Annotated in this window: 17 protein-coding genes; 12 read left to right on the forward strand and 5 right to left on the reverse strand. The window is 46.7% G+C overall.

From position 1 onward, the window contains the following. Position 1: 1 nt before the first annotated feature. Together FE785_RS08430 and FE785_RS08435 are read right to left on the reverse strand one after the other, a co-directional pair. The gene (locus FE785_RS08430; RefSeq protein ID WP_138565332.1) at positions 2–2,905 is read right to left on the reverse strand and encodes a PD-(D/E)XK nuclease family protein; all 2,904 of its coding nucleotides are present in this window, start codon (positions 2,903–2,905) and stop codon (positions 2–4) included. Positions 2,906–2,960: 55 nt separating this feature from the next. Continuing rightward, the gene (locus FE785_RS08435) at positions 2,961–3,731 is read right to left on the reverse strand and encodes a M48 family metallopeptidase (protein WP_168188945.1); all 771 of its coding nucleotides are present in this window, start codon (positions 3,729–3,731) and stop codon (positions 2,961–2,963) included. A 241-nt stretch (positions 3,732–3,972) separates the two neighbouring features. On the opposite strand from FE785_RS08435, the gene FE785_RS08440 reads away from it, so the two are divergent. From FE785_RS08440 to FE785_RS08455, 4 genes are all read left to right on the forward strand, one after another. After that, positions 3,973–4,899 (forward strand): RluA family pseudouridine synthase, encoded by a 927-nt coding sequence (locus FE785_RS08440; protein WP_138565334.1) that lies wholly within the window; start codon positions 3,973–3,975, stop codon positions 4,897–4,899. 41 nt (positions 4,900–4,940) lie between these two features. Then, positions 4,941–5,459 (forward strand): HIRAN domain-containing protein, encoded by a 519-nt coding sequence (locus FE785_RS08445; protein WP_138565335.1) that lies wholly within the window; start codon positions 4,941–4,943, stop codon positions 5,457–5,459. Between the two features lie 128 nt (positions 5,460–5,587). Beyond that, on the forward strand, positions 5,588–6,472 hold the full coding sequence (locus tag FE785_RS08450) for a 3'-5' exonuclease (protein ID WP_138565336.1): 885 nt from the start codon (positions 5,588–5,590) through the stop codon (positions 6,470–6,472). A gap of 22 nt (positions 6,473–6,494) precedes the next feature. Continuing rightward, the gene (locus tag FE785_RS08455; protein WP_138565337.1) at positions 6,495–6,956 is read left to right on the forward strand and encodes a hypothetical protein; all 462 of its coding nucleotides are present in this window, start codon (positions 6,495–6,497) and stop codon (positions 6,954–6,956) included. A gap of 651 nt (positions 6,957–7,607) precedes the next feature. On the opposite strand, the gene FE785_RS08460 is transcribed toward FE785_RS08455, so the two are convergent. Beyond that, positions 7,608–8,051: a hypothetical protein gene (locus tag FE785_RS08460; RefSeq protein WP_138565338.1), complete on the reverse strand. Its 444-nt coding sequence runs from the start codon at positions 8,049–8,051 to the stop codon at positions 7,608–7,610. Positions 8,052–8,165: 114 nt separating this feature from the next. Here FE785_RS08460 and FE785_RS08465 point away from each other — a divergent pair, with 114 nt between their 5' ends. Then, a complete protein-coding gene (locus FE785_RS08465) occupies positions 8,166–8,804 on the forward strand; it encodes a trimeric intracellular cation channel family protein (protein ID WP_138565339.1) in 639 nt (212 codons plus the stop codon). Between the two features lie 22 nt (positions 8,805–8,826). Here FE785_RS08465 and ggt read toward each other — a convergent pair whose 3' ends face one another. Beyond that, the gene (gene ggt, locus FE785_RS08470) at positions 8,827–10,569 is read right to left on the reverse strand and encodes a gamma-glutamyltransferase (protein WP_238696245.1); all 1,743 of its coding nucleotides are present in this window, start codon (positions 10,567–10,569) and stop codon (positions 8,827–8,829) included. Between the two features lie 191 nt (positions 10,570–10,760). Between ggt and FE785_RS08475 the strand changes: the two genes are divergently transcribed. Then, positions 10,761–11,435: a lipid-binding SYLF domain-containing protein gene (locus FE785_RS08475; protein WP_238696246.1), complete on the forward strand. Its 675-nt coding sequence runs from the start codon at positions 10,761–10,763 to the stop codon at positions 11,433–11,435. Positions 11,436–11,491: 56 nt separating this feature from the next. Continuing rightward, positions 11,492–11,833: a DUF3392 family protein gene (locus FE785_RS08480; protein WP_138565340.1), complete on the forward strand. Its 342-nt coding sequence runs from the start codon at positions 11,492–11,494 to the stop codon at positions 11,831–11,833. A gap of 87 nt (positions 11,834–11,920) precedes the next feature. On the opposite strand, the gene FE785_RS08485 is transcribed toward FE785_RS08480, so the two are convergent. Continuing rightward, positions 11,921–12,199 carry a peptidylprolyl isomerase gene (locus FE785_RS08485; protein ID WP_138565341.1) on the reverse strand — a complete coding sequence of 93 codons (279 nt, stop codon included), beginning with the start codon at positions 12,197–12,199 and terminating at the stop codon, positions 11,921–11,923. Positions 12,200–12,416: 217 nt separating this feature from the next. Between FE785_RS08485 and FE785_RS08490 the strand changes: the two genes are divergently transcribed. The 5 genes from FE785_RS08490 to mvk (FE785_RS08510) all read left to right on the forward strand — a co-directional run bounded on the left by FE785_RS08490 (position 12,417) and on the right by mvk (FE785_RS08510) (position 17,839). Continuing rightward, positions 12,417–13,481 (forward strand): hydroxymethylglutaryl-CoA reductase, encoded by a 1,065-nt coding sequence (locus tag FE785_RS08490; protein ID WP_202978295.1) that lies wholly within the window; start codon positions 12,417–12,419, stop codon positions 13,479–13,481. A 25-nt stretch (positions 13,482–13,506) separates the two neighbouring features. Continuing rightward, complete coding sequence (gene fni, locus FE785_RS08495) at positions 13,507–14,541, forward strand: type 2 isopentenyl-diphosphate Delta-isomerase (RefSeq protein ID WP_138565343.1); 1,035 nt, start codon at positions 13,507–13,509, stop codon at positions 14,539–14,541. A gap of 67 nt (positions 14,542–14,608) precedes the next feature. After that, complete coding sequence (locus tag FE785_RS08500; protein ID WP_238696247.1) at positions 14,609–15,787, forward strand: hydroxymethylglutaryl-CoA synthase; 1,179 nt, start codon at positions 14,609–14,611, stop codon at positions 15,785–15,787. 58 nt (positions 15,788–15,845) lie between these two features. Further along, on the forward strand, positions 15,846–16,880 hold the full coding sequence (gene mvk, locus FE785_RS08505; RefSeq protein ID WP_138565344.1) for a mevalonate kinase: 1,035 nt from the start codon (positions 15,846–15,848) through the stop codon (positions 16,878–16,880). Next, positions 16,865–17,839, forward strand: a complete 975-nt coding sequence (mvk, locus tag FE785_RS08510; RefSeq protein ID WP_138565345.1) for a mevalonate kinase — start codon at positions 16,865–16,867, stop codon at positions 17,837–17,839. Before mvk (FE785_RS08505) ends, mvk (FE785_RS08510) begins: the two co-directional genes overlap by 16 nt. The last annotated feature ends 28 nt before the right edge of the window (positions 17,840–17,867 follow it).

Below are 17,867 nucleotides of genomic sequence, written 5' to 3' on the forward strand. Positions count from 1 at the left end.
ATTACGCCTCTCCACTGTCGTTTACGGCATTTTTCAGAGCCTGATTCCATTGCACTTGCGCTTCCGGCAAACGCAATGCCAAATCGCCTTTGGCATAGGCGATGTCAGCGTCTTTATCGAATTGTAATGGCGCATAACCTTGTTGGATCTGTTCTGCCAAAGCGAGCACTTCCTGTTTTAAGGAACTGATAAAATCCTGCCAACTGCATTGATAGAAGTCGCCGCCCTCTTTTTCCGCCAGTTTGGAAAACACTTGGATACTACGCGGATTTTTCGCATCATTCATCAAGCTATCGTTATCGGCAATCAGCGCGCTTAATTTGGCGGCTTCATCCGAATGCAGCAGTCCATAACCCAAACCGGCCATGGTGTTTTCGGCATCCTCTACCGCAAACAGATATACCGCCAGCTGCGGTGCTTTAAGCGGTGTATCGAGCAGAGCATTAATCGAGGCTTTACCGGTTTTATAGTCGACAATGAACTTTTGTCCCATCACATCGTCGATGCGGTCGATAATGATTTTGAACTCGATCCCGGCCAACTCCAACGTCAAGCTTTTTTCGGTACTTTCGACACTAAACGCATCACGCTGTTTCTCAAGCTCGAGCCATTGCAGACAGAGCTCAAGAATGCGCTGTTTTTCCACCGTCATCAAACCTTCATCCAGTCCTAATTGCAGCTCATCGAAAGCTTTGCCGATATGATTATTCAAGATCGCGGTCAACTCCTCATCGGTTTTCGACAGCAAGGCGACCTGCGTTTTCAACTCCAGCCAGAAATGCTCTAAAACAGCATGTATCAATGTCCCCTGATTGGTATTGGCCAAGCTGTCTTCCACCGTTTTCAGACCATATTTAACCCCTAAACGATAATCGATATAAGCCATTAACGGACACTGACTCTGCGCCTGCAAGATCCCAGCTCCACCGGGAGCCTTTTCACCGGCAACAATCGGTAAGCCTTGGCTGTCATCCTGCCAATCCAAAGCGTTTGAGCTTTGTTGGGCAAAAACATTTTGCGCCAAACTGCTATAGGCTTGCGGTTGATATTCAAAGACTGCCGCCTGCTGCGACGCACCGGGTAAAACCGGAGTCGGGAGCAATTCGGCTTCACCCGATTTAGCAGGGTAACTCCAGATCAGTAATTCGCAGGAATCGGCCAAGCGCTGACTGATTTGCTGGGCATAATAGAGCTCGCGCTGCGCATCACTTCTGGGTAATCCATACTGGCGCTGTAATTGATGCGGTAAAAACGCATTCGGTTTGGCAACTCGCGGCCAAGCTTCGTTGGTTAAACCCATCAACCAGATAGCAGTAAACTGCTGACCACCGGCCTCAAGCATCCCGACAATCTGGATCGGCTGCCAAGCGGTGCTTTGTACCTGATGCACTTTTTCGGCAATAAAACGGTTCAGTAGACTTAACCAGTAAGCGCAAGGTTGTTTACCGCCAAGCTCGCCCAATCCTGCAAATTCCTGCAAAGCGTTCTCTAACGCCTGACGTTGCTGTTGCTCAATCGAGCTCAGATTTTTGGAACCCGGCCAACCGATTACATCCAAGACTTGCCAAATGTAATCGGCAAACTCGTTTAGACTGAATTTATTGGCTTGGGATTGATGAAGCTCGACTAACCTATTGAGCGCTTTGAACAAAGATTTCGGTAACGATTTCGCGCGTTCATGCGCCAATAATTTCGGCCAGACAATATTCGCCCATTGCAACTGACGCAGTTCGCTGTCGGCTTGCTGGCGATCAATCATATCACCCAGAGTATAAGGCGAAATCAGCCAATCACTGAACTGTTGATAAGCCATCGATTTATGGGGTTGCATAGCCAAATTCAAGCTCAACAGCACGTTATGCACCAACGGCATCTGCACCAACGGTTCACCCAGCGAGAAGTTATAAATGGTGTTACCGCCACGGGCTTGCAACGTCTGCAACTCGTCCCAGCCGTATTGCGCCAAAGTTTCATCCAGTAATTGGCGCAATAAGGCTTTGTATTCATTTAAATCCGGCGCAATCAACGCGATTCTAATGCTTTGCAACGCCTGCTGTTTGGCTAAGCTCAATTCATCGCCATAGGTTTGCTGCACCTGTTGCAGCTGCGCTTTTAAATGCCCAACCGCCCAAAGCACGGCTTGCTGGGCTTCATCATAAATATCCTGCGCTTGATAAAAACCCAGTTGCTGATATTGCAGCTCAAAGTCATTGCCCAAGGCCACGGGTTTACCAAGGATTTCCACGACAATACCGGCTTGTTCGAGCTGATATTGCCAAGCACGAATATTGGGCGTCAAATCATCAAACCCATGCAAAACAAACTTGGCCGGCAACAAGGCCTTTCCCTGCTGGCTTGCTAAACTCTCTGCTAACCAAAGCAAACGCTGCTTGGAAAACAGAGCCTTATCGAGCCAATTCTGGGCAGCCAGCTTGCTTTGATAGCGCTTGGCACAGCGCACAAAAAGCAGGCTTTCGGCACTAAGGTAATGATTGTCACTCCAGTTTTCCGGCAACCATTCCTGACTTAGAGTCCAGGCTTGATAAAGCTGTTTGGCAGTGGCACCAATATTTAGCAAAGCCAATTTATGCAAATGCTGTGGCTGCAGCTGCTCATCGAATCCGTTTTGCTCTTCAGCGCTATCTTGCTGATCCAACAACTCTTGTAAGCTCTGTTCAAATAACCACTGCGCTTCAAAATTATTGAGAATTTTGCCGGGCAGGCTCTGGCCGGCAAAAACGCCTTGCAATAAAGCCCGGTTTTGCCAGTATTGCCACCACTGTTCCAATGTCATGACCAATGGCGTATTGACAACCTCTGTATTGGCTTGCAATACCGCATTTTGTTTAATGCTCGCGGTCAAACGGCTATTGGCGGTGATATGAACGATTTGATTGGAATCCATAATGAAGACAATATTTCCTGTTGAGTGTTTCAAGCTAAACCGTGGAATACCACCACTATTGATAAGCCTGTAAAAAATTGATCCAGCCGGCACCTTGCTGTTTTAAAGATAATTTGGCGTCTTTAGTGAGCGGATAAAACTGCTCGACAAGTTGCCAAAAGTCTTTTGAATGATTGGGGTGACGCCTATGTGCAAGCTCATGAACCACTACGTAGTTTACCACCCATTTAGGCGCTTGCAGTAGACGCCAATTAAATTGAATACGTCCATCGCGATAACAACTTCCCCAACGACCCTTATAGGTTTTCACCTGCAGTGTTTTGTAATCCAAACTCATCTGTTCGGCATAGCGTTCGAGCTGTTCCAACAGGTAGCTGTTCGCCTGCTCGATAAACCACTGTTTTAGGCAATCCGCAGCTTGTTGTTCTTGCTTAAGCGGACAACTATCAGCATCAACCGCGACCTGTAATTGAAATTGCACCGGGTTCCGATTTGGCGAAGGCGTTAACGGCTGCAACCGTGCCGCTTGATCAGCGTGATCTTTACTGACATAAACCAGTTCACACAACTGGCCAAGAAAATGGAAACGACTATTCTCGACAGCGCGAAACTCCTGTTCAATACTGTTTTGCAGACGCTGTGCATGTTTGAGCAACCAGGCTTGATGTGAATCAAGCAGGCCACTGACTTGGCGAGCATTAAGCTGTTTGGGGATATGTAAAATCAGCGCATCACGCTCCGACTTCAAGGCGATGGATTTACGTTTTTGCCGCTTTAGATAAAAGCGATAATCGCCCAACTCAACCACCTCTGGTTTTGCTGGCAAGCGAGATCGCTTCGGTGCTTTGCTTTTAAAAATCATAAATCGGGCTTTATCAATTCAATCCGTTAGCAATAAAAACCATTAGACTGACAAATACGCGCTTGATAGCGAACTAATTCATCAGTTCAATTATTAGCCTTTATAATAACGTTAAAGCTATTGTCTGTGCCAAAATCCACAGGCTTTTGTCTGAAACAGGAACCATCATAAACCTTAACTAAACTTGCTCTCTTAAGCCGACTCGATGACAAACTTTATCGCCAATAACGCCCAGCATTACCAGCTTGTCGCCACTCGGCCGATTGCCGCGCTTGAACTGCTGGCGCAACAGACCGGGCTAAGCAAGCAACAGCTCAAAGACGCCGCACAAAAAGGCGCTTTATGGATTACCCGTCATAAAAAAGCCGAACGTCTGCGACGAGTCAAAACCGAACTCAAAGCCGAGCAACAACTCGATTTGTACTATAACCCCGCGGTATTGCAGCAGAGCTGCCCGGCGGCTACGTTGATTAGCGACCAGCACGACTATAGCCTTTGGTGCAAACCGCGTGGCATGCTTTCGCAAGGTTCCAAATGGGGCGATTTCAGCGCCCTTTACCGCTGGGTGGAAATGCACTACCAGCCTGATGGCAACAACCGTCAATGCTGGTTAGTGCATCGTTTGGACAGAGCCACTTGCGGCCTGCAATTGCTGGCACACAATAAAAAAACCGCACAGAAACTCACCGCATTATTTGAACATAATCAAGTCAAAAAGCAGTACCAGGCTTGGGTACACGGTAAATTGCAAAAACCGCATCAAAGCATTGCAACCCCAATCGATAATAAAAAGGCCGTGACACATATTCAAAGCCTGCAATATCTCGATGATTTGAATATCAGCCTGCTCGACATCACCATTGAACAAGGGCGCAAACACCAGATTCGAAAACACCTGGCTTCAATCCATCACCCTATTGTCGGAGATAGACTCCACGGCTCGGCAGATTTAGATAAAAAGCTCAATGCTCAACTTATAGATCGGGATCAGTTAAAAGATCCGAATTTCGCCGTTGATTTACAGCTAACCGCTTACAAAATAAGCTTTATTTGCCCGATTGAAAAAAAGGGCGTAACCTATCAGTTAGAACAAAACTCAATGGATTTTTACCCATTCTCAATGACCGACTAGTGCTTTGCTAAAAGGTTTAATGCGGTCAAAGGAGTTGCGTAATGCTAACTTTGCCGGCTTATATCGAACCGAAGCTGATTTTTCCGCTTAAAGGCTGTTTCTATTATGATGCCTGGCTGGCACTGGAATACGACTTGCTGGGAAAAAACGCCAGGCTGACCTTAAGACCAGAACCCACCAATAAATATGATCTTTACGCTATTCAAGTCTGGTTGCAATTAACCGATGATAACAATGACAACGAAGATCAGGCCAGAGAAATGCTGATCGGCTATGTACCACGGATTTTGAGCCGCTATATGAGCCAACGAATAATAGAGCTGGGCAAACGCCATATTGAAATAGAACCTCTACAGATTATCCATTTAGCCCATCACGGCCGCTCCATTGAAATCGACTGCCTTTGGCCGCAAATCAATCTCGACTTGATTGCCGATGAAGACGATTTTGTCCATCGCATGTTCGTCATTGCCAAACTGTATTGGTTACACCGCATCACTCAGCTGAAACGCTGGTGGCGCAAAAAACAGAGCCAATACCACCATAAACCGCAAAACTGAGTTATCAACCCTGCTAATTGAATCACCACCTTTTCTGGAAAAGATCGCCATCGTTGATTGATCAACTAAGCAAAAATGACACATAATTGCTAGAATCACCTGCAATCAATAAAAACGAATCGCGATCTATGAATACCACTAACGACAATTTACAAAGCTGCCTGAAAACTCTGCAACAATCAAACGACTACCAAGTTCTGCGGCGTTTACAGGCAAAAACCGTGTTCCATTCACCATCCCCGGAAGCCGTGCATAAGGTTTGCATTATCGATACCGAAACCACCGGTTTGGATACCGATGTCTGCGAGATTATCGAGCTCGGTTATCAGATTGTCGAATTCGATTCCAACGGCCTGTTCTATCAGGTGGTCAAAGCGAAAAACTTCTTACAAGAACCGGACGGCATTATCAGCGAGGAAGTCATCCAAGTGACGGGCCTTACCATGGACGATGTCAAAGGTCACAGCATTCCTTGGGATGAAGTCGAAGCCGACTTGGCCGATGTCAAACTCTGTGTGGCACACAATGCCGGTTTTGACCGTCCGGTGGTGGAGCGTTATAACGAAATTTTTGTCGATATGATCTGGGGTTGCTCGGTCGCGCAAATCGACTGGTTGGCCTTGACTCATGTCGGCTCTCGTTCTCAGGAGTTTTTAAGTTGGAAAGTCGGCCAATTCTTCTACGATGCGCACCGTGCCTTGGATGATGTTCAGGCTTTGACCGAATTGTTGTCCTGTCCTATCGGAGAGCAACAACGCACACCGTTTAGTTACCTTTTGGAGGCTGTACGCCAGAGCAAATGTTTGGTAAAAGCCACCGGTGCGCCGTTTGATGTCAAAGACAACCTGCGCAGTCGAGGTTACCGTTGGAATGTGTCCGAACGTGTTTGGCAGAAGGTTTTGGATGAGTCTAAAGTCAAAGACGAGTTGGCTTGGTTGATTGAGCAGAATACGCCGAATCCTAATATTATTAAGCTTAAGGCGACGGATAGTTTTTCGGTTAGAGCGCGCTAATAAACCTAAGCAGAGATAACCAATGAATGAATGGCTTAAACATATCAACGTCGATGAACTGCAATACATTGCTTCGCCACTATCTCTTTTAAACTCTGGTAATGAAAAAGATACCGAACAAGCAGCAAGCTTTCTTTACGCAGAAGGCCCACAACCGCCAATGGCTTCAGTACGAAGACAATTAAGCCATAAAAGCTCACTCCACAGTAAAAAAGAAAAACGTCTACCTAAAAAATATTGGGAGGCAGTCAAACAAGAGATTGCTATTCTTATTTGTACAAATGATCCAAAATATAGAGAGCTTAGAAAAGCTTTAAACTCAGCCAAAGAAAAAGGAACAAATGCTTTAGTCGCACTAATTGCATCAACTATTGCAATCGAATTTGGACTTACGGCAGGTGCCATTGCTGGATTTTGCGCTATAGCACTTAACTCTGTACTTAAAATTGGTAAGGAAGCATACTGTAGCCTACGCAAAATTTGAATTACACCAATTGCGAAGCCTTTTTAAATTTAATCGCTTTGCCTTTAGTTTTCTCTATAGGCTTCACCTTACCTTTTGTTGTTCGACAAAAGGTAAGCGAAAAACGAACCCTGCTCCATAAATAGGCAGGTTCTAAAACTCATTCACTGAAAACGCAGAACTCGCGCCGCAAGCGTCGCTCAAACAGCAGCGTTTTTTAACCGCTCATTTCGTTAAGAACTCTGCACTATTTATTCCAAAGGGATTTTTTGTGTCAAAGTCACCTTTCTTAGACGGGAAAACATCACCCTCCAAACTCAAAACCTACGAGAAAAAGAAAGAGGTTAAACCAAAATAGCGTGCGCGGAACGGGTCCCCTTTTGTAAGCAATCGTGATTTCACTTGGCGAAGAGAGCGATTAAAGGTTTGAGCGTGCAAAGCGAAGCGAACTCTCAAACCTCAGCTCACGAGCTTAGTGAAATAGATTGTGTCAGCAGGGTGCCTTTTGTTTGGTTACTTTATTTGGGCAAGCAAATAAAGTAACGAGAAGCCTGATAGAAAGATTCTAGGAGTTACCAAATAATCAAAAAGGCTTCTCCCCCCTTATTTAAAATTAAGAGAGATCCACTGTTTTCAAAACAGTCTAAACAATTTAATAATCCAATCTGTCATTTATGGCAATTTAGGCGCAACTTCCAAACGATAAGCACGGTGACAGGCAATACAATTTTTCATGTTTTTATTAAGCTGCTCCAGCGTTAAAGCAGGATCACCCAAATCACGCGCATCATCGGCAATCATCTGAAAGTTACGATGTGTTTGCGGTCCCATCGATAAAAATGGATCAGGCAGTTTTTTCTGCAATTCCTGAGACATGCCCTGCATTGCCGCCAAGCCAACCGGACGAGCCGCATTTTCGACCTGTTGCATATCTTCGGTTATAGCGCCCTGCATAATTTGCTGTACCACTTCCAGGAAGTTTCGCATTTCCGCAAGGACAACCGCTCTTTCTTGCTCTGTTAAATAAATAGGCTGGCGCTCATCCTGTTCTGCCAAGGCCTGAGAAGTTGGCACCAGCAGTAAAAAACACAGTACGACATAAATAGATTGTTTCACATTCACTCCTTTGTAGAACGTAACGATTAAAATTTGGCTGATTTAGAGAATTAACTTATATTAAGAGAGTTACCGAAAAATACCAGTCATAACGAATAAATTATTGAATGGACTATGCAATTACAACCAACACCCACGCTAATTGAAAACCTCTATTGGATAACCATTGTGGCATTGGTAGTGTCCTCCGCATCCGGTGTTTTACAGGCGGGATTTCGTCGGTTTGATTTGTTCGGCATGATTATTATCGGCATTACCACCGGTATTGGCGGCGGCTCGGTGCGCGATATGCTGTTGGGCAAACAGGCGTTTTGGATCGTTAATCAGGAATATTTTATTGTCGCGGTACTCAGCTCGGTGCTGATGTTCATCATCGCCCGACGCTGGGCGGTGAATCCTAGCTTCTTTTTGATTCCCGATGCCGCCGGGCTGGCCGCATACAGCATAGCCGGAACCTTGGCGGCACTAATGTTTGGCGCCCCTTGGTTTGTCGCCAGCTTCATGGGCGTGCTGACCGGCATTATGGGAGGTGTTTTACGAGACATTCTCTGCAATGAGCCGCCGGTAGTGTTCCAAAGCTCCCTTTACGGCACCATTGCTTGGGTAGGCTCTTTGCTGTTTATCGGTCTGTTGTATCTTGATTGGGACATTACTTGGGCAACCTTAGCGGCCGGTCTGTTAATGTTTTGCACCCGAGTGGTTGCGATGAAATACGATATCGGCCTACCCAAGTTTCGTTTTAAAACCGAATAAGGCACCACTCTAGAACAAAAGACTACTGCGCCGTCCAGATACCGGCAACCCCTTCACCGCGCACATCCGAGGCGGCTTGGTAGCCTTCGGTTGTATGCAAAATCATCTGCACATCGCCCATATAGTTATTCTTTTTCAGGTTATAGCCCAGCATAAGCAGGTCGTCTTTGACCTTATCCGGTAATTCAGGGTTATAGGCGATCTGATTGATAGGCAATAGTTGATGATGCACACGTGGCGCATCGACCGCCTGCTGTACACTCATGCCTTTTTTATAGACATTCATAATCGTCTGAAATACCGAAGTGATAATGGTAGAACCGCCCGGCGTACCGACCACCATATCGACCCGATTGTCTTTTAAGACAATGGTTGGCGACATAGAGGACAACATGCGTTTTTGCGGCGCAATGGCATTGGCTTTACCACCTACGACACCAAATACATTGGCGACTCCCGGCTTGGTGGAAAAGTCGTCCATTTCATCGTTCATTAAAAAACCGGCTCCTTCGATAACCACGCCATTACCAAATGGCATATTCAAGGTATAGGTATTGGATACCGCATTACCATAGGGGTCGACAATGGAGAAATGCGTGGTTTCCGGAGTTTCGATTTTACCGTGGCTGATTTGCGCCGAATCGGAAATACGCTCAAGATTGACCTCGCTGGCACGCTCGAAAAGGTAATCGTCACTAATCAGCTCAGTGATCGGCACATAAACAAAGTCGCTATCACCCAGATAATAGGCTCGATCGGCATAGACCCGCTTTGCCATCTCGGCATAAAAATGCGCTTCAATCGCCTGCTCGCTCAAACCTGAATTCTGCTGATCGGCTAAATACTGTTGATAAAGCGGTTCCAACTGTTTTTGCATTTTCAGAAGCTGGATAATGGCGACACCGCCGGAACTAGGTGGTGGTGCCGAAACGATCTGCATACCATTCCATTCACCGATTACCGGCTGACGCCAAACCGCTTGATAGCTCGCCAAATCCTTATGGGTGATCAGACCGCCGCCTTGCTGCATCTGTTTGACCAATAAATCGGCCGTTTTACCGCGATAGAACTCTGCAACACCTTTTTCGGCAATTCGACTTAGGGTTTGTGCCAGCTCCGGCTGTTTGAGCAGCTGATTGATCTTCAACCCGGAAAAGTAATCGTTGAAGTTCAACGGCTGTGTCGATTTATCGGCAATCCAACCGCTATACCAAGCCGAACGAGACTCCAGTTGTGGTGATACCTGAAAACCGTTTTGCGCTAAATCGATGGCCGGTTGCAACAACTCAGACCACGGCAAAGTGCCGAATTTTTGATGCGCTTGCCACATTCCCATTACCGTTCCCGGTACACCGGAAGCACGATAACCGACCAAAGACCGATAAGGAATCACCTCACCGTTTTCATCCAGATACATGGTTTCGGTGGCGGCAATCGGTGCTTTTTCGCGGTAATCGAGAAAATAGCTGTGTTGCTGATTATCGGGTTTGGCATTGAAAATGGTCATAAAACCACCGCCGCCAAGATTACCCGCTTCAGGATAGGTCACCGCTAACGAAAATCCTGCCGCAATCGCCGCATCAACGGCATTACCGCCTTTGGCGAATATCTGCTTTACCGTTTGCGCACTGTATTTGTCCGGCATGGCGAATGCGGCTTGATGCGGGGTGTGAGAATTGGATTGTTGCGCCAAAGCGCTAGTGGCAGCAAACGCCAAAAGCATAACAGGCAATAGAATCTTTTTTTTGCTTGGGCGGTTAAACATAACGAGCTCCCTGTTTTACAAAACCTATAACAATCCATGTCAATCGATAACAATTTAATTAAATCGTTGATTATTGTAGGGCAAAGATTGAGAGTTTATGAAATTTTGCTCAATCGGATTTCACAGCGTACGTATTTAGGATTAAAATGAAGCCCATATAAAACAATTCATACTTGAGGATACCGAGGATTATGTCGCCATTTTCACTACAAAAAGTTTTCAGACAAGCCACTTTAGCTTCACTAATCAGTGCATCTTTCATGGTTTATGCCACGCCTTCGTTCGCGCAAGAGTTTAATGATTCGGCACCTGGTATGGAAGAACACACTCCTGAATCGGAACCGCAGATGACTCAAGACATGACCGATGAAGAGTTTGAAGACACTATCCGCGCTTTTCGAAAAGCCCCGCAAAGCCGTGCCTTTTTCGAACACGCTTACGGTTATGCTGTTTTCCCGACTATCGGTAAGGCCGGTTTCTTTATTGGTGGAGCCTACGGGCAAGGTCGTGTATTTGAACAAGGTCGTTACTCGGGCAATGTAGAAATGACTCAAGCGACTATCGGTTTCCAGTTCGGTGGTCAGGCTTTCAGTCAGATCATTTTCTTCCAAGATCAGCGCGCTTATGATGAATTCACTTCCGGCAACTTCGAGTTCGGTGCTCAGGCCTCGGCGATTGTCATTACCGCCGGCGCCAATGCCGAAGCCTCAACCAAAGGGACTTCGGCAACCGGTAATATCGGTAACCAGTATGTTAAGGCGGAAGGTCAGTACTACAAAGGTATGGCGGTATTCAGTATTGCCAAGGGTGGTTTGATGTATGAAGCCACTTTAGGCGGACAGAAATTCAACTTCCATCCCAACTAATCTGGCTGATGACAATTACTGACAGACATTACTGATATAAAGGAAATCGGATACCGATGGATATTCTTGGAATTTTAAACGACTTATTACTTGATGTTTCTGACTGGATGCGCGGTTATTTAGCCCAGATTGTTCTCGCTATGATCACCACTTTATTGGTGATTTACGGTGACAATATCCTGCAAATCGTTAAACAACAGATCGGTGCTTTGAAGATGCCTTTGCGCATCACCCTGTTTGTTGTGTTCTGTGCTTTCGGCTTTAGCTTTATCACCTCGGTGATGTCACCGTTCTTAAGCGGCTGGCTAGCACAAGCCAATGCGGCGTTTTTACCGTTTATTGTCATTGCCATCTTCTATTTTCTGGGTTATCTGGCACAACGCAAAAACATGCTTTAAAACCAACCATTAAATAGCAAAAAGCCCGACAAACGGCATGGCTTGTCGGGCTTTTTATTAGCTGGATAAAACCGCTAACTCGCCGTATTAAGTGCGGCTAGTGACTTCCAACAGGTGGTAACCAAACATGGTTTTTACCGGCCCTTGAACGGTACCGACATCAGCGGAAAAAACCACCTTATCAAATTCAGGCACCATCATTCCCGGACCGAACTGACCCAAATCACCACCGGCAGAACCTGATGGACAGGTTGAATGCTGTTTAGCCAACTCGGCAAAATCCGCACCGTTTTCAATTTGCGTTTTTAGGTCGTTACATTTTTCTTCACTATCGACCAGAATATGTCGAGCTGTCGCAATAGTCATTTTTATTCCTTTTAAGTTTATAAACGAGAAACTGATTTCATCATCAAATTAATGGTGATGGATTATCAAAATTCAAGTGTTGGCTCTGCTACAATCTAGCCTAAAAGAATTTTAATATATTTAATCAACCTGCAAAAATTGCATTTTGCACAGGTTTGCTTAAATAGCTTGATGATTTTTCTGCCGATAAACCGGCCTGCCACTTATAATAGCGACTATGAAAGAGATATCAGAGACAAACGTACAGCCATTTGCCCAAATTCCGATGCAGGCCGTGGGCCCGTTTAAACTCATCGGTGATGTCGAAACCGATGATTTAATGGTGCCGATGGCAACCTATGAAACACCGCTTTGGCCCTCTGTGGCTCGCGGTGCTCGAGTGGCCGCCAGAGCCGGCGGCATTCGCGTCACCTTGATTGATGAGCGTATGACCCGCTCCATTTTGCTGCAAGCCAAACACGCCGGCATTGCTGCCCAACGCCTTGCCGAAATCAAAAGCCGTCAGGAAGATATTCAAGAGGTCGTCAGTCAAAGCAGTCGTTTCGCCAAACTTTTGGAAATGAACTCCCAAGTGGTCGGTAATCTGATTTATCTGCGCTTTGAGTTTCATACCGGTGATGCCTCGGGCCACAATATGGCCACCAATGCAGCGGATAAAATTATTCCTTGGTTATTGGCCGAATACCCGGATTTGGATTATGTATCGATTTCGGCCAACTACTGCACCGATAAAAAAGTCTCGGCGGTTAACGGTATCTTAGGCCGAGGTAAATACGTGGTTTGTGAGACCACTATTCCTGCCAAGCTCTGTCAGCGATACTTAAAAACCACACCGCAAGCGCTGGTGGATCTGCATATCAAAAAAGACCTGATCGGCAGCATTGTTTCCGGTGGTCTGCGAACCGCCAATGCCCATGTCGCCAATATGCTGTTAGGTTTTTATCTCGCCACCGGACAAGATGCCGCCAATATCGTTGAAGGCTCTCAGGCCATCAACCATGCCGAAGTCACCCCGGAAGGCGATTTGTATTTTTCAACCACCCTCCCTAACTTGATTGTCGGCTCGGTCGGCAACGGTAAAGGCTTGGATTTCGTTTTGGAAAACCTGCGTTTATTGGGCTGTGCTGACGACTCTCTGCCTGCCGGAGGCAATGCTCGTCGCTTGGCCTGCATTGCCGGTGCGACCGCATTTTGTGGTGAACTGTCCTTACTTGCGGCGCAGACCAATCCGGGTGAGCTGATGCAAGCGCATATTAAACTGGAACGCCAGCACAAGGCCTAAAACGGCATAGCCGCAAAGAGAACCGATGAGCACAGAATTTCAGGCACAACAGGTTAATCGTCGCAAGCAAGATCATATCGATGCCGTGCTCAATGACCCGCTAGTCGAGCGAGGCAATAGCGGTTTCGAAAGCATTCGCCTGCAACATCGCGCCTTGCCCGAATTGGATTTCGCCCGCCTCGACAGCTCAGTACGTTTTTTACATAAACAGCTCGACCTGCCTCTTCTGATCGCATCAATGACCGGAGGCAGTGGCGAAAACCTGCAGCATATCAACCGCCATTTAGCCGAAGCCGCGCAACAAGCAGGCATCGCCATGGCGGTGGGTTCACAACGAGCGATGATCCTCGATAAGGCCGCACAAGCCAGTTTCGATATCCGTCGCTACGCCCCCGACATTCCGTTAATTGCCAACTTGGGAGCGGTGCAACTGAATTACGGTTTCGGAGAAGATGAAGCGCGCCGTGTTATCGATATTCTTGAAGCCGATGCGCTTTATCTGCACCTCAATCCGTTACAAGAATTGATTCAGCCCGAAGGCGATACCAATTTTGCCCATTTGCTGGAAAAAATCGCCCAATTGCAAAACAAAATCGATGTGCCGATTATCCTAAAAGAAGTCGGTTGTGGTTTAAGCGATAAAGACATTGAATTGGGCTTATCCGCCGGTATCCGTTATTTTGATATAGCCGGTCAAGGCGGTACTTCATGGAGCCGCATCGAATCGCATCGATCCGACAACAGTCTTGGCGAACTGTTCCAGGATTGGGGACTGACCACTTTGCAGAGCTTAGAGCAAGCTAGAGCCTACCAAAAACAAGGCTATTTTATTGCCAGCGGCGGCATACGAAACGGTATTGATATGATAAAAGCTGTTATAATGGGCGGCCGAATTTGTGGTATTGCGGCGCCATTTTTGGCTCCGGCACAAGACTCAACAGAAGCCGTATTAAAAACGATCGGGCAATTTAAGCAGGAATTCCAGACCGCTCAGTTTTTGCTGGGTGTAGATAAGGCGCCTAAATTGCATTTAAACAAACAGCTGGTTGTTGCCGACTGACTCACAGAAGAGACTGCGCAACAGGCTTAAGCCAAACAGCGATAATAAAAAGATATACACTCCGTTAATGATGAAAGTTGGTATTGATCTTATTCACTTTGCAACCGCCGATTACTACCTCGGTCTAGATACTTTTGCCGAGGAAAAACAGACTGAGCTCGACAAGTATATCGTTGGTATCGGCCAGGAAAAAATGTCGATCGCCCCGCCGGATGAAGACATTGTCAGCCTGGCCGCCAAAGCCGCAGCGCCGATCCTAGAAAAAATCGATGCCAGCCAGATCAGCGCGGTGTTGTTTGCTACCGAAACATCGGTTGACCAATCCAAATCGGCCGGTGTGTTTTTGCATGGTCTGCTGGAACTGCCGAGCCGTTGCCGAGTGGTCGAATTCAAACACGCCTGTTATGCCGGCGCGGCCGCCTTGCAGATGGCAACCACCATGGTCAAGGCCAACCATAAAGAAAAAATTCTTGTTATCGCAGCAGACATCGCCAAATACGATGTTGATACCTCAGGCGAAGCGACCCAAGGCTGTGGCGCCGTTGCCATGCTGGTAAGTGCTAATCCACGTATTATCGAAATCGAATCCGGCTCCGGTTACTACACCGATGATGTTATGGATTTCTGGCGTCCTAACAACAGAACCACCGCCTTGGTGGACGGTAAATATTCCACCAAAGTGTACTTGAATAGCCTGAAACACGCTTGGCAGCATTTTGTTGAAGAGACCGGACGCAAGTTTGAAGACATCGATTACTTCTGCTACCACATTCCATTTACCAAAATGGCGGAAAAAGCGCATAAGACTCTGGTTAAAAAAGTCGCGGCCAGCGTGACTCAGGAACAATTTGATAAGCAAACATTGCCGAGCCAAGTCTATAACCGCATTGTCGGTAACAGTTACAGCGCTTCACTATTTGTCGGCTTTATTTCATTGCTGGATAATGTCAAAGACAACTTGGCCGGTAAAAGGGTCAGTTTTTTCAGCTACGGTTCCGGCTGTGTCGCAGAGTTTTTCAGTGGTATTATCCAGCCCGGCTATGAAAAAGTCTTAATGACCGGTGATCACCTACGCCAGATTGAACAACGTCAACCGTTAAGTTACCAGCAGTATCTGGACTATTATCACAATCAAGAAACTCTGCCGGAAAACATTATTTTTCCGCAAACCAATAAAGGCCCATACCGTTTAGCGGGTATTGATGACCATAAACGCTATTACGAAAAAACCACTGATTCACAATAGGCGCTTGACTGTTTCGTATATGTCGAGCACGCGCTAATTGTTCAACCGGAAGGCGACCATGCAAACACTTTGTTCAGCACCTGCCAAACTGATTATTTCCGGTGAGCACTCGGTGGTTTATGGCGCTCCTGCCCTAAGCATGGCTATAGAACGCTATGCGCAATGCCGCTGCGAGCTCGATGAACGGCAAACCAGTGGTCTGAGCATAATTCTCGATGACCTTAACCAAAGCCAGCGCTTTGCGCTCGCCGAATGGCATCAAATCGCCGTTGAACTGGAAACCCGTTTTGTCCTCTTTCAACAAAATGCGATTGCCATCCAAAACGTTCTCAATACCCCGTTCGAACTCATTATTTGCGCTTTCCACCTGTTTGAACAGGAGTTCGGTTTGAACCGTGGCCACTGGCAGGTCCAATTATCCTCAGAAATTCCTATCGGACGAGGCTTGGGCAGCTCGGCGGCGATTATCGTCAGCGTGTTAAAGTCGCTTGTGGTCCAACACCAACTGCACTGTAGCGATATGCAATTACTCGCTCTTGCCAAACAGGTCGAATCACGCCAGCATGGCCGATCTAGCGGTCTTGACCCGGCCACTTCAATACTTGGCGGCCTGATACGTTTTGAGCAACAGTGCCCGACTAAATTCAGCGAAACAAATCCCCCTTCAATCAATGCTTGGCTGATCGATAGCGGCAAACCCCAAAGCACGACCGGGCAAGCGGTGTCTCAGGTGCGCAATCAATTTGCCGACAATCAACCGCTTTGGCAGCAGTTCAGCCACACCACCCAATCCCTGAGTCAGGCTTGGCAAAATAGAGATATCAAGGCCGTTAAAGCTGCCATTGAAAAGAACCAACAACTATTAAACAGCATCGGCGTGGTGCCCAGAACGATTGAGAATTTTATCGGTTTATTGAGCAAACACTATCAAGCAAGTGCAAAAATATGTGGTTCCGGTGCCATTAAAGGCGATAATGCAGGAATCATTCTCTGTGTAGCGGACGAGCCACCTGTGGATTTATGCCGTCAATACGGCTTTGATATCAACCCAATCGCAATGGATTTGAGGGGCGCCCTGTGTCAGCAAAACTAAAAAAATGGCAAAGCCAAGCGCCGGCAAACACCATGATTCTTGGTGAGCATAGCGTGGTCTATGGCCATCCGGCAATAGCCTGCGCAGTGGATCAATATGTCACGATTGAATGGCAGCAACGCTCTGATAAAGGTCTGCATATTGTTTCCGCGTTGGGAGAACACCATACCCAAATCAACCAGATCAGCAAACATCCGAAATTAAACTTTGTCATTGCCGTACTTCAAGCGTTTCAAAGTCGTCTCAATTTTGGTTTGGATATCACCATTCACAGTGAATTCTCATCAACCATTGGATTGGGTAGTTCGGCGGCGGTATTAGCGGCGATGATTTCCGGCTTGAACCACATTTGCCAAGCACAGCTTACCCTTATCGAACAATTCAGTCTCGGCCATAAAATCATCATTGATATTCAAGGGCGCGGTTCCGGTACCGACTTGGCCGCCAGTCTGGCTGGTGGAATGATTTTTTTCCAACCGGTTAATGAAAACCAAGCCAAGCCGATTATCAAAAAACTGCCGATCAACCTACCGTTGGTATTGATCTATAGTGGCTATAAGACGCCTACCGCCGAGGTCTTGAAACAGGTTGCCATTGACTGGCAGGACAAACCGAATAAACTGAAAATGCTGTATCGCTCTATGGCCAAAATCACTCGTGGTGCGCTTTATGCGCTGGAACACCATCAATTTGAGAACTTTTACCAAGCCTGCAAAGACTATCAAAAACAGATGGAAAACCTTGGCGTCAGCGACAGTGTTTTGGATGAGATCATTATGGCGCTAAATGGTTGTGCCGATATTCATTGTGCGAAAATATCCGGTTCGGGTCTTGGCGATTGTGTATTAGGCATAGGCGAACTTAACCTATGCTCGAATCAAGCGCAGAAAATCCTCAGCCATTACCAAAGCATCCAAATTCAAATTAGCCAACAAGGCGCCTATAGCGAAGCGCTATAATTTAACTTTTTTCATTACTCTGCCGTTT

This window comes from Thiomicrorhabdus sediminis, from assembly GCF_005885815.1.
GTDB lineage: Bacteria > Pseudomonadota > Gammaproteobacteria > Thiomicrospirales > Thiomicrospiraceae > Thiomicrorhabdus > Thiomicrorhabdus sediminis.